This is a genomic window from Vibrio hannami, from assembly GCF_029589055.1.
GTDB classification, from domain to species: domain Bacteria; phylum Pseudomonadota; class Gammaproteobacteria; order Enterobacterales; family Vibrionaceae; genus Vibrio; species Vibrio hannami.
On the sequence record NZ_JARQZP010000007.1, the window covers coordinates 1449660 to 1463051 of the forward strand.

11 protein-coding genes are annotated in these 13392 nt (G+C 44.4%); 4 read left to right on the top strand and 7 right to left on the bottom strand.

Annotated elements, in window-relative coordinates; all coding sequences use genetic code 11:
- Nucleotides 1-2: 2 nt before the first annotated feature.
- Genes mfd through P7F88_RS21040 form a run of 3 tightly spaced genes read left to right on the top strand, consistent with a single transcriptional unit; the run spans nt 3 to nt 4947 of the window.
- The gene (gene mfd, locus P7F88_RS21030) at nt 3-3470 is read left to right on the top strand and encodes a transcription-repair coupling factor (RefSeq protein ID WP_277827959.1); all 3468 of its coding nucleotides are present in this window, start codon (nt 3-5) and stop codon (nt 3468-3470) included.
- A 51-nt stretch (nt 3471-3521) separates the two neighbouring features.
- A complete protein-coding gene (locus P7F88_RS21035) occupies nt 3522-4358 on the top strand; it encodes a peptidoglycan binding protein CsiV (protein WP_277827961.1) in 837 nt (278 codons plus the stop codon).
- Nucleotides 4359-4395: 37 nt separating this feature from the next.
- Nucleotides 4396-4947: a GNAT family N-acetyltransferase gene (locus P7F88_RS21040; protein WP_277827962.1), complete on the top strand. Its 552-nt coding sequence runs from the start codon at nt 4396-4398 to the stop codon at nt 4945-4947.
- Between the two features lie 44 nt (nt 4948-4991).
- On the opposite strand, the gene P7F88_RS21045 is transcribed toward P7F88_RS21040, so the two are convergent.
- The 7 genes from P7F88_RS21045 to hinT form a co-directional block, all read right to left on the bottom strand.
- The gene (locus P7F88_RS21045; RefSeq protein ID WP_277827964.1) at nt 4992-6281 is read right to left on the bottom strand and encodes an NAD(P)/FAD-dependent oxidoreductase; all 1290 of its coding nucleotides are present in this window, start codon (nt 6279-6281) and stop codon (nt 4992-4994) included.
- Between the two features lie 319 nt (nt 6282-6600).
- Entirely contained in the window at nt 6601-7161 is a 561-nt protein-coding gene (gene ycfP / locus P7F88_RS21050; protein ID WP_277827966.1) for an alpha/beta hydrolase YcfP, read from the bottom strand.
- 182 nt (nt 7162-7343) lie between these two features.
- Complete coding sequence (locus P7F88_RS21055; RefSeq protein WP_338405581.1) at nt 7344-8192, bottom strand: phosphotransferase; 849 nt, start codon at nt 8190-8192, stop codon at nt 7344-7346.
- 38 nt (nt 8193-8230) lie between these two features.
- A complete protein-coding gene (gene lpoB, locus P7F88_RS21060) occupies nt 8231-8821 on the bottom strand; it encodes a penicillin-binding protein activator LpoB (protein ID WP_277827970.1) in 591 nt (196 codons plus the stop codon).
- Nucleotides 8822-8833: 12 nt separating this feature from the next.
- Nucleotides 8834-9223, bottom strand: coding sequence for a YcfL family putative periplasmic lipoprotein (locus P7F88_RS21065; RefSeq protein WP_277827972.1), 390 nt, complete (start codon nt 9221-9223; stop codon nt 8834-8836).
- Entirely contained in the window at nt 9223-10623 is a 1401-nt protein-coding gene (locus tag P7F88_RS21070) for a COG3014 family protein (RefSeq protein WP_277827974.1), read from the bottom strand. The genes P7F88_RS21065 and P7F88_RS21070 overlap by 1 nt, the downstream gene beginning before the upstream one ends.
- Before the next feature lie 54 nt (nt 10624-10677).
- The gene (hinT, locus tag P7F88_RS21075; protein WP_277827976.1) at nt 10678-11028 is read right to left on the bottom strand and encodes a purine nucleoside phosphoramidase; all 351 of its coding nucleotides are present in this window, start codon (nt 11026-11028) and stop codon (nt 10678-10680) included.
- A gap of 254 nt (nt 11029-11282) precedes the next feature.
- Here hinT and P7F88_RS21080 point away from each other — a divergent pair, with 254 nt between their 5' ends.
- Complete coding sequence (locus P7F88_RS21080) at nt 11283-13274, top strand: methyl-accepting chemotaxis protein (protein WP_277827977.1); 1992 nt, start codon at nt 11283-11285, stop codon at nt 13272-13274.
- The last annotated feature ends 118 nt before the right edge of the window (nt 13275-13392 follow it).

Consider the following 13392-nt stretch of genomic DNA (forward strand, 5'->3'; position numbering starts at 1 on the left):
TCATGTCTAAAATCTCATCTATTTTTTCTCTTGTCTCCCCATCTAAAGCGGGAGACAAAAAGCACATCGGTAATCTGCAGGGGGCTTCCCTCTCGATCGCAGTTGCAGAGCTATCAGAACAGCACCGCGGGCACACTTTATTGGTGGTACCGGACCCTCAGATGGCCCTCAAACTACAAAGTGAGCTGGAGCAGTTTACTAATGCAGAAATCAGCTTGTTTCCCGACTGGGAAACGCTGCCCTATGATAACTTTTCTCCACATCAGGATATTATTTCTGACCGTATCGCCAGACTTTATCAACTACCGACCCAAAATAGCGGAATAACCGTTATTCCTGTGGGTACTTTGCTGCAAAGGCAGTCTCCACGTGAATACCTTATGCAGCACGCTCTGATGGTGAAAGCCGGCGATCTGTTCTCTTTAGAAAAACTACGCATTCAGTTAGAAAAGTCCGGTTACCGACATGTCGACCAGGTATTTGGGCCCGGCGAATATGCGAGCAGAGGTTCCATTATCGACCTCTACCCAATGGGCAGTGATGCGCCATTCAGAATCGACTTCTTTGATGATGAAATAGATACAATCAGAACCTTTGATCCTGAAAGCCAACGTACCATTGAAGAGATCAAAGAGATTCGCCTGCTACCTGCACATGAATTCCCAACCAGTAACGAAGCGATAGAAGAGTTCCGTTCACGCTGGCGTCAACAGTTCGAAGTAAGACGTGAGCCGGAATCTGTGTATATGCAAGTCACCAAAGGCACCTGGCCGGCGGGTATTGAATACTGGCAACCGCTTTTCTTTGAACAAACAGAGACCCTGTTTGACTACATCTCTGACGGTTCGCTGGTTGTCACCGTTGGTGATATAGAGTCTTCTGTTGATGCATTTCTGGCCGACGTTGATTATCGCTACGATCAGCGAAAAATAGATCCACTACGCCCGCTGTTAGAGCCACACATTCTCTGGCAGAAAAAAGACGAGTTATTCTCCAACCTGAAAACTTACCCGCAGGTCAATTTAACGGTTGAAGCTATTACCGAAAAAGCCGGAAGGATTAATCCTGCATTAGAATCGCTACCAAAGTTGCACGCGAAACAGCAATCTAAAGAGCCTTTAGCAGAGCTAAGGCGCTTTACTGAAAGTTATCAGGGCAAGGTGGTTTTCTCTGTTGAATCTGAAGGCCGCCGAGAAGCATTACTTGAACTTCTTCAGGGAATTAAACTGAAGCCAACAGCGATGAACTCCCTTAGCGAAGCGATTCAGGGCAATGCAAAACACTCATTGATACTTGGTTCTGCTGAGCACGGCTTTACCCATAACGATCCTGACTTTGCACTGATTTGTGAAAGTGACCTGTTGGGTGATCGCGTTATTCAGCGCAGAAAGAAAGATAAACGTGCAGTAAACAGCGACACGGTAATCCGCCACCTTGCTGAGCTTAAGCCTGGCCAACCAGTGGTTCACCTTGACCATGGTATTGGACGCTATATCGGCCTGCAGACCCTAGAGGCTGGAGGCCTGACAACCGAGTACGTGACACTTGAGTATCAGGACGGAGCAAAACTCTATGTTCCGGTTTCATCGCTTAACTTAATTAGCCGATACTCGGGTGGTGCTGAAGAATCAGCACCAATCCATAAACTAGGTGGAGAAGCATGGGCGAAAGCACGCAGGCGTGCCGCAGAAAAAGTTCGCGATGTCGCGGCAGAACTGCTGGACGTTTACGCGAAACGAGAACTTAAGCCTGGCTATAAGTTTGAGTTAGACAGAGGCCAGTACGCTACCTTTAAATCAAGCTTCCCATTCGAGGAGACCGATGATCAGGCTATGGCAATCAATGCCGTGCTGTCTGATATGTGTCAGCCAAAAGCCATGGATCGCCTGGTATGTGGTGACGTTGGTTTTGGGAAAACCGAAGTAGCAATGCGAGCTTCGTTTGTCTCTACTGATAACGGAAAACAAGTCGCTGTTTTGGTTCCAACCACCCTACTCGCTCAGCAACACTTTGAAAACTTCAGAGACCGATTCGCTAATCAGCCTATCCGAGTTGAAGTGTTGTCTCGCTTTAAGACTGCGAAAGAACAGAAACAAATTTTGGCCGATGTCGCTGAAGGTAAGGTCGATATTATTATCGGTACTCATAAACTGATTCAAAGCGATATCAAGTTTAAAGATCTTGGGCTGTTAATCGTCGACGAGGAGCACCGATTTGGCGTTCGTCAAAAAGAGAAAGTAAAAGCGATGCGCGCGGATGTGGATATCCTAACGCTAACCGCAACACCGATCCCCCGAACACTAAATATGGCGATGAGTGGTATGCGTGATCTTTCCATTATCGCAACCCCACCAGCAAGACGCCTTGCGATAAAAACCTTTGTGCGTCAACGTGAAGACAGCGTTGTCCGCGAAGCTATACTGCGTGAAATCATGCGTGGTGGGCAAGTCTACTTCCTACATAACCAGGTGGAAACAATTGATAAAGTCGCAGAAGACCTCGCGAAACTGATCCCGGAAGCCCGCATTACTACCGCACATGGGCAGATGCGTGAGCGTGAACTGGAAAGAGTCATGAACGACTTTTACCATCAGCGCTTTAACCTTCTTGTATGTACTACCATCATCGAAACAGGTATCGATGTACCTACTGCTAACACCATTATTATGGATAGAGCGGATAATCTTGGGTTGGCTCAGCTACACCAACTTAGAGGGCGTGTTGGACGCTCGCATCACCAGGCTTATGCTTACCTGTTAACACCACATCCCAAAGCCATGACAAAAGATGCTGTAAAGCGACTGGATGCCATAGCTTCGCTGGAAGATCTAGGTGCTGGATTCACACTGGCAACTCATGACCTTGAAATTCGTGGGGCGGGTGAACTGCTTGGCGATGAACAGAGCGGTCAGATACAGTCCGTTGGCTTTACCCTCTACATGGAGATGCTAGAGCAAGCGGTTCAAGCGCTAAAGGATGGAAAAGAGCCATCGCTGGATGAACTTCTTCGGGAGCAAACCGAGGTGGAGATGCGAATTCCTGCGCTTCTTCCTGATGACTATATCCCGGATATCAACACCAGGCTTTCAACCTACAAACGTATCGCTAGTGTCAATGATGAAAATGAGTTAGCCGAAATGAAGGTTGAGCTCATCGACCGGTTCGGTCCGCTTCCGGATGCAACTAAAAACCTGCTTTCTGTTGGTGAAATAAAGCTAGCGGCTGCCAAGATAAAGGTCAAAAAGATAGAGGCGCATGATAAAGGTGGTTACATAGAGTTTTATCCAAATGCTGACATCAATCCAGCCTATCTGGTTAAACTACTGCAATCCGCTCCTCGCAAGTACGGTATGGATGGACCAACCAAACTGAAGTTTATGGTTTCTCTGACCGATAGAAGGGAACGGATTCGATTTATCTCTGATATGCTTGAACAATTTGAGAAAAATAGAATAGCGACACCAGCATAGGATGTTAGACTATGCCAATAAGGACGGTATGTACCCGTAATTGGAGTAAAAATGAAAAAAATAATAGCACTTCTTCTCTCGATAGTATCTCTGAGCGTATATGCGTCAGAAAGAGAGTTTGATGTTGAAGTTATTATCTTTAAAAGATCAGTTGAACCTGAGTCTGTAAACGAATCCTGGCCTGATGAGTTACCTGCGATTGATTTAAGCAGAGCAAGTGTTCTGAGTAACGCCCAGTACCGAGAGCTTAAAGGGGTACAGCTACTACCTTACGAAGATTACCAACTTCTTAAGGAAAAAGAGGCGCTAGATAAGCACGCTGGTTTCGAAGTATTACTTCATACTGCATGGAGACAAGGCGATCAGCCAAAGGCATCTGCTCCGGTTTTTCATATTCTGGCAGGAAAGGATTATTCTGACTCTTTTAATCCTGATGGTTCAAGTAAGCACGACGATATCAAAGTCACTATCGATAGTGTAGAGAACGAAACCACTATCGATAACCCGCTTTATCAGCTTGATGGTAAGTTCCAGGTTTATGTTCAGCATTACCTGTTTCTGGAAACTGAGTTAGATCTTAAATCTCCATGGAGAAGAGAAGTTATCGTTCAGGACGAGGTAAGCGAGCCTGACGCATCAGTTGTACTTGATGAAGCTAATGCCAAAAGTACCACTGATAACGCATTGCCAGCTGTTGAGCCTGTTAACGACACGGTTCAGTTTGGTCACATGGAAGCGGTTGAACCAACTATCCGGGTTGAAGAGTTCCTGAAAAACTACCGTATGACCCAAAAGCGCAGAATGCGAAGCGGTGAGATACACTATCTGGATCATCCGCTTATGGGTATCGTTATTCAGGTGCGTCGCGCCCCAACCAATGAAAGCTAATTGATGGAGCTCCCTTTACGGGAGCTCTTTTGTATATATGAAGTCTGATTTTACCATTATCACTCAAAAACTAGTGCTGCGACTTCCTACCACAGACGAAGCGCAGGCGCTTTCAGACCTAATATCACTATCTCCTTCTTTATACCAATGGCTGGACTGGGTATATCCCGACTTCTCGCTACAAGATGCGGAGAAATTTATCCTCGCCAACCGGTTAAACTGGATGAAAGAAACCGCTTTGGGTTTCGGCGTATACCGTCGAACTGATAATAAACTCATTGGTATGGTCGCTATCACTGAGTTTCAGCGTATCGCGAATATGGCATGTATCGGCTATTGGATAGGCGACGATTTTCAGCAACAAGGCTACGGCAAAGAAGCGCTTGATGCCTTAATTGAATTCTGCTTTGCAAAGCTCGGCTTAACGAGGCTGGAAATCATATGTGACCCGAACAATATACCAAGCCACATCATCGCCAGAAAATGCGGTGCCGTTGAGGAATGTCTGGCTAAAAACCGCTTTGTGTTTAATGGCAAGCCTCGTGATGGTCTGGTTTTTCTATTACTCCGTAAGAAAAGAAGTCCATGACATAGCAGATGAGCCGGGAATACATCCCGGCTTAATTTTACCACTTAGTGTAGCTTCAAGTTTGGTCTCAATACGCGGTTAATGCGTCCTACCAGCATCATCAATGCGGTTTTAAATACCCCGTGCAGCGCCATCTGGTGCATTCTATACAGTGAAATATATACCGCTCTTGCGATACGTCCTTCCACCATCATTGAACCCTTGGTCAGGTTGCCCATCAGGCTACCTACTGTCGAGAAGTTACTTAGCGATACCAGCGAACCATGGTCTTTGTAGATATATGGTTTCATCGGCTTGCTGTTTAGCTTCGCCATGATGTTACTAAATGCCTGATCAGCCATCTGATGCGCAGCCTGAGCACGTGGCGGAACAAAGGAGCCATCAGGCTGCGTGCACTGAGCCAAATCACCGATAACAAAGATATCTTCATCTCTAGTTGTCTGCAGCGTATCCTTAACAACAAGCTGATTGATGCGGTTGGTTTCAAGGCCCGCAATATCTTTTATAAAGTCAGGAGCTTTGATACCTGCAGCCCACACCATAATCTGAGCCGGGATCTTTTCACCATCTTTTGTAGTTAAGCCATCTTCTTCTGCTTTTGTTACCATTGTTGCGGTGCGAACATTTACCCCTAGCTTGGTAAGCTCACTATGTGCTGAGGATGAAATACGTGGAGGAAGTGCCGGCAATATACGCTCACCCGCTTCAATCAGGTTCACGTTTAGCTTGCTTGAATCCAGGTCGTCAAAACCATAGTTACGCAACTCTTTTATTGCATTGTGAAGTTCAGCGCTAAGTTCAACGCCCGTTGCACCAGCGCCAACAATAGCGATATCAACTGTGCCGTTGTAGTTCTTCCAGTGCAGCTTCAGAAACTCGTTGTTCATCTCTTCACGGAAACGACGAGCCTGTTCCGGGCTATCAAGGAAGATGCAGTTTTCGCGAACACCAGTAGTATTGAAGTCGTTCGACGTTGAGCCAATTGCCATTACCAAAATGTCATAAGGAAACTGCCTGGTTGGCATTACCTGCTCGCCTTTATCATCGTATACGGCACTCAGAGTAATGTGCTTTCCTTCACGATCGATGTCCTCTAGAGAACCTAAGCGAAACTTAAAACCGTGGTTTCTAGCATGAGCACGGTAGCTTAGCGCATCAACACCTTCATCCAGTGACCCTGTTGCCACCTCGTGTAAAAGAGGTTTCCAAAGGTGGCTGGCTTTGCGATCCACTAATGTGATTTCAGCTTTTCCTTTGCGACCTAACTTGTGTCCAAGCTTAGTCGCCAGCTCCAATCCACCTGCACCACCGCCTACAACGATAATTCGAGTCATAACTGTACTCCTTTAAAGACTTAAATTTTTCCGACTGAAGCTACACGTAGCTGCAATCGCTAGAATTCTGTTTATTTCAGTCACTGACTAACTTGCTTTGGGGGTGCTTTAACTGCACCTTCTTTATTCTTGTTCGGCGTTCTGCTCACTCAACTTTTTTTGATTTATGTCAAAAAAGTTTATATCCGCATTATAGCTAGGTATTTTTTTAGGGCAAGAAATAATTGCGCCAGATCAATTTACGAAGGAGATTTACCGTAAATTTACACAAAAAAACCAGCCACTTGATTGGGCTGGTTTAAACAAATCGGTTTGGATGTTATTCAGAAAGGGCTTCTGGTTCCTGCTCTTTAAATGCTTTCATTTTCTGAAGATGCTGGGAAATCTTTTTGAACTTATGCTCCTGGGTCTCATCCCAGACTATTTCATAATAGTCCTGCAGTTCTGAAGCTGTCTGTTGGTTATCCAGAACATCATCACTTTTAGAAAGAATCGCCAGGCAACGTCCTTTGTTTTTAGTTCTGAATTGAGACACACACTTGGTCGCAATATCTTCATACTCTTCCGGTCGGTCAATTTTGCCTTCCATATTGCTTTCTGGGTGCAGGTTAGGATTGAATATCACCTGCTTAATTCCACACAGAAAACCAACACGTTCAGACCAGTAACCACCAAGCCCTACACCACAAATAATCGGATTTGGATCATCAGATTGCTCGACGACTTTATTTACTTCCTTCAGAAGATGCTGCATGTCATGCTTCGGATGAAGCGTGCTGTAGTTGATAAACCTGACATCCTCGTCAATAAACTGAAGCTGCAAAACCTTTTCATGGTTACCGGGGCTAGATGAGTCAAAGCCGTGTAAATATATAATCATGGTACCTCCCCACTCCTTGTAGGCACTGTTTTAATGCGCTAGCCAATAATTTAAATCTATCACGAATCGTAACTTTTGAAACATTATTATTACCATTCCTACAAATATTTCTGGAACTAACGCTTCTGATATAACTCTGAATCTAGCATTTTGAAATCAACTGAGTATACGTATTGTACCCATTAAAATTGAGATTTTAGTTTTAATGCCTCTTCCAGATAGTGCTCTTCCTTCCAATGTTGATAGCCAAGCAAATACCAAAGCATCGCCATCATTCGGTTTCTGGGAATCCATTGGTTTACTCCCTGAAACCAGGTATCAACGTTATCTATCTTTCTTAGCTTACAGTAGTCCGATACGACTCGCGGCATATCCATGTCAGCAACATCTATTGTCATGGCCAGATCCATCCTGGGATCCGCGACACCGGAATATTCCCAGTCTATTACCCGAATTCCTGACTCCGTCCTTATGATGTTGTAACCACCTAAATCAAGGTGGCATAAAGAAGGATCGACCTGCTCGATATTGGGCAGTTCTCGATATGATTGATAGAGCTCCTGATATTCCGGAGAGTAATCAAGATGATTGAGTTGATGCCAATAACCGTCGACTTTCGCAGTATAAGAAAACAGAGGTATCGGCTTATTGTGGATATTAATGGAATGCACTCGAGCCAAGGTCCCGACTAACTCGGCATGGCTTAACGGAACATTTTCCGCAACTTCTCCGTCAATCCATTCAACAAGAAGCCCTTGTTCATTCAGATAAGCGGGTGATGGTGCCAGTTGACCGTCATGGCTTACAGAGAGAGCCTCTAGCAGTCGATGCTCGCGCATACGGGAAATACCAAAAGTATTGGTGACAGCAGATACCGGGCGCCAAACGTAAGCTTTTTTGTCATAACTCACTTTCCAACAGCGGTTCGTCAGTCCTCCGGTGAGAAGTTCCGCTATGACAGGCTTAACAGAAAAGAAAGACTCCAGCGACAATAACGACTGGTCCAGCAAACAAGCTTCATTCCAGGTCATTTTGGCCACTGAAGTCTCCTACATATACGAAGTGTATTTTATAGTCCTAGCAGACTCTTTGATTCTTGCTTACGGATCTCGGTTTCATCTGCCCACTCGATCAAGCCAGTTTCCAGATCCATTAAACGCATGGTCATCTTGTAGTATACGTCTTTATCGTTGCCAGCTTGTTTAACGATGCTCGCAAGATTTCCATACAACATGTACTCAGCACCTACCATTTTACCAAACTGAATCGCACTGCTTTGGTCGACAAGTTCATCATTGTTCTGGAAGTTAAGTTGCTTTCTAACTGACTCAACTCTGTCCATATCAACAAAACGGAATTTTCCTGAGTTCAGCATCTTAGTACTTACAGAGTCCGTAATGGATTCAGTATCAATATGCTCCGCCGTTTTATTTTTGATGGTTTCAACAAAAACAATCGGGCGTGAGTCACGCGTAATGTAAGCAACAGAACCAGACATAAGCATGCTGTCTACCATTTCTGCCGCTATCTTCTGCAAATCACTAGAACCAAAATCGATGGTCGTCGTTTCGACAGCTTGAGCGTCACCATAGCTAACTTTGTTAGAACAGCCGCCTAAAATAACCGCTAAACCAAGTAGCGCAATAACACCTTTTTTCATTTGTTTTCCTCTTTAGTCCGCCTGACGAATTTGAACGCGGAACTGTTTACCATTCGGGTTAATAGAGACTTCTGAAATTGTAATCGTCTCGTAGCCATGCACGATAGTCTGCTTCCACGCAGCTTGTTTTGAGTTTACTTCAACACCATCGTTGTCATACCAGTAAAAGCGATACTGCAGGTGCTGATCGCCTGTATACTGGCTAGACATTGTTACGGCTCCACGTGTGTGGCCATCAACATCAACGGTTGCAATATTCTCAATACTCAAACGTCCACCCAGTACATTATCTCCAAAGAGTACGTTCTGAGTATCACCATCCACTCGCAATCCAGCCGTGTTTTTGCCAGCACACCCTGCAATAGCTAATACGGCTGCAAATGCCAATATCAATTTTTTCATCACAACGCTCCTAATTGCTTATGCCACATAACGGCATTGTTACCCTGTCTTGACATCCAGATCAAAGCAGTACGGCCTGCTTCTACTGATAACTTATACTCTTCACCATTCAACTGTAGTGACTGCTCTCCAGCCGGAACAAGCCGTGAACTGCTATACACTTCCGCTGGTAGAGTCTGCCAGCTTCTGGTATCCGGTTGTTCGGTTAGGATATTCCATACATTAAACAAAGCATTACCAATATCGGCTGCATTGCCTTCACCACTCGATGCTTCGCGGCGAATCTGCTCTTTGGCAACAACTCGTAGTGCCTGTCTCATAACTATAGTCGGCATACGTTCCGTAAGATCTTGTTGAGCCATTAAATTCACGTCTACCAGCAACGAATCATTCAGTTTTTTACCATCAACTATCAGACGAGGATAGTGTTCCGAGACCTGCTTTGGGTAGTAAGGCAAAGACAAGGTGTACCAGGCTGTATTTCCCTTCGTCCATACGGGTAAAGACTGTTTCCAACCCTGGCGAGCAAATACAGCTCCCTGCTCGTCCAGAACAATAATACGGGCCTGACCGTCGTCCAACTGCTCAGGTTCACCATATTGACTGGTTAACTGCTTCAGGTCCTCCCACATGCCAATTTTGCGGGCAACTCTCAATGTCCCCTGAATAACTTCATGGTTATCAGGTAATACGGCCAATGCTCTTTTATAGTCCACATACGCGCTATTTAGTTCATTTGCTGTCTCATATAGAAGAGCTGAAAGGTACAATAGATACCCATTCTGAACTGCCTGAAGTTTTTTACCTGCATCCGGATACTGGGATAGTATCGAGCCTAAACTGGCCTCCATACCATTTTTCTGCATATCTTGCGCAGCGGATTCAAGATCTTTTTCCCGGGTTTGCTTCGCTCTTTCCTGTACCTGATTTGCTTTACGAACTTCTACTAACGCCCCTTCAAGCGAGTTTTTGTGGAGATAGTTCAAGCCTAAGTACAAATGTAGAAATCCAAGCTCATAGTCCGCAGGAACGTAGCTTGTCAGGTTATCATTCACGGCAAGTGAACCTATGTCTGTCGCTGTCTCAGAGATAGAGACAACTGCCTGATCCTGTTGCTGACGTACCGCAGTTTCACTTAACTCGAAAAAGGACTGGCTGGGTTCAAACTGCTCATTAAGAAAATTTACCCGCCCTTTTTCCATGTTATCCAGGATGTCACCGGCAACCGTATCTGGTAGCAAATCTTCCGCCTTCTGGTACTGCCCGGATTTAACAGCGGAATAGACAGCGCCATTTTGCACCGAATAGTGACTGAACAGGTTTCCGGCTGATAATGTTGCACAGGCACTAACCGTACCTGCACACAATGTTACCAAAGTGAGTCGAAAAAATTTCTTCACTAAAAACCTCAAAAACAGACTCCCAATCCCGGTTGATATGGGGAGCCTAAATACTTAACCTAACAATAGTGGACCAAGTGGCCGGCCACCCAAAAGATGCATATGGATGTGATAAACTTCCTGCCCGCCATGTGAATTACAATTCACAATCAGGCGATAACCGTCTTCATCAATACCTTCTTCTTTCGCCAGTTTCTTAGCTACTGTAAACAATCTACCCATAGCCAATTCATCTTCTGCTTCGACATCATTCGTCGTCGGAATCAGTTTGTTCGGGATGATAAGGATGTGACTGGGAGCTCTAGGGTTAATATCACGAAACGCCGTTACCAGGTCGTCCTGATAAAGAACATCTGCCGGGATTTCCTTTCGTATAATTTTACTGAATATTGTTTCCTCAGACATATATAACTCCAATAAGTTCTATCCTTAGTTAATAAGTACTTAAGTATGCTCTAAGCTAACCGAGATCACAATAACAACGCTATACGCAGTCCAACTTTAAAATTCAGTTCAATATTAAGTTCAGAATTGAGATTGTAATCATATCCTTACATAGGATTTACCTATAGGATGCATAAACTATATTTTTATTAGTATTAGAAAGCCTATTTGCTTTCTGTTTTTTATCTTTTTATCGCACCACGTAGGAGAGAATAATGAAAGGCTCTGTCATCAGGCGAATGTACGCCGGTTTTTCATTAATCGTCATCATGTTCATCATTACTATAGGTCTAATGATGAATGGTATGAACGATATACACACCAAATTTGGAAACGTTACTCAGAGCTCACTGCCCTTTGTATCCCTTTCAAACAAAACGAGTTTACAATTACTTTCATCAGACAAATTATTTAAAGACTTTTTGACCTCTGATGATCTTACAAAATTGGAACAAATTAGAGCTCAATTTTCTGACTCCCAAAATAACTTTAGTGACATTTTTTCAGAGTTAGAAAAGGCCAGCAAAGTTTATCCAGAAGCTCAACAACACATTGAACAGCTTAAGATAATCGAGAATGGTTATTTCTCTGAAACACAAGTTGCGATGAACAACTATATCGATATGTTTAACGCAGAAAGTAAAGTAGCCGCTTCTACCCGTGATTTCCAAAGGTTAAATGTCGAGTTGACCGTTGGCATGAAAGAGATGGTTGCAAGCATGTCGAGCATTTCTGTAAAGTTGATGGCTAAAAGCTATTTCTCTAAGCTTGAAGAAGCCTCCGCAGTTACCGTCGATGCGTTAGCCAGTTCTGATACTGAGTTGGTAAAGAAGGCAGTCGCTGTCAATAAAAAAGCCGTTTCGCACCTGAACTATGCCTTTAATGGATTAGCCGCCCAGTCTCCGGAAATTAAAGAAGAGTTTCAGGATAGCGTGGAAGCCTTCACCAAAGATATTGGCAAAGCTGGTGGTGTTCTCGATCAGCACTATGCATATATCGTTGCTCAGAGAAAGCTCTACGAAAACATTTCCAGTCTATCTCAGCAAGTTGATAGCGCCATGGCGATCATGGATCACTTTAATCAACTCGCCGCAAAAGAACTTAATACTTCTTTGAAAGAAGCCGGTGCTATTTATGATAACGGCGTGATGAAAGCGGTTGTCATCGGAATCGCTGTGGTATTGCTGGCTGGCGGTATTGGGTATCACGTTGCACACAGCGTACGCGAACCTCTTACCCGAATTCTAAGCACGCTGGAGAGCCTCGCAAACGGTGATATTAGCCAGAGAATCGAGATTCGAAACAATAATGAGTTTTCTCGTGTTAGCGGGCATATCAATACCCTGGCAGACAATCTACATAACATATTGACTCAGTTAAATGCCGGTTCTGATAACCTGACAACAGCAACGAATCAAAACCAGAGTACTTCTCTGGATGCGAGGGAACAATTAGGCCACCAGCGAGAAAAAACCGCCAGTGTCGCGACAGCGATGACGGAAATGGAGCACTCTGTTGTTGAAGTTGCGCAGAGCGCACAAAGCACAACTGAAAAAGTAAACATGGTTGAAGTAGCGGCAGATACAGGTCGCAGTGTGATGAACTCTAACATCACGACAATCAATCAACTTGAAACACGCCTGAATGAATCAGTAAGTGCGGTATCAGAACTTCAGCAGATGAGTGGTCAGATCGGAAGTATTCTGGATGTTATTCAAAATATTGCCGAACAAACTAACCTACTAGCACTCAATGCTGCTATCGAAGCCGCTCGCGCAGGTGAACAAGGTCGTGGTTTTGCGGTGGTTGCTGACGAAGTACGGGTACTGGCGAAGCGTACTTCTGAATCAACCGCGGAAATTGAAGATATGATCAGTAATCTTCAAGCTAGCTCTTCAAGTGCGAGCAAAGTAATAGAAAGCTGTATGCAGGATATGGAGAAATCTGTAGCTCAGGCATCCGATGCCAACAGCTCCATGGAAGAAATTCAGGCACTGATTCTGGAAATCAGCCAGATGAGCACTCACATATCGCAAGCTGCAGCGGAACAAAGTGAAACAACGTCTGATATCGCCCGAAGCCTGGAAGACATCAACCATATTGCTGAGAAGAGTCACGAAGCGATGTCTGAAATCGCTGAGGTGAATAACAACCTTACGCAACTTGCGAATGAGCAGGCTGGTTTGGTACATCAGTTTAAACTTTAATATCAGCAATTGTTAATTAATGGTCAGAAAAGGGAGGATTATTATAATTCTCCCTTGTTTTTTATGGGATTAATACCATATCTTAGTTATAGGCCAGCTAAGCAACTTCTCCGTCATT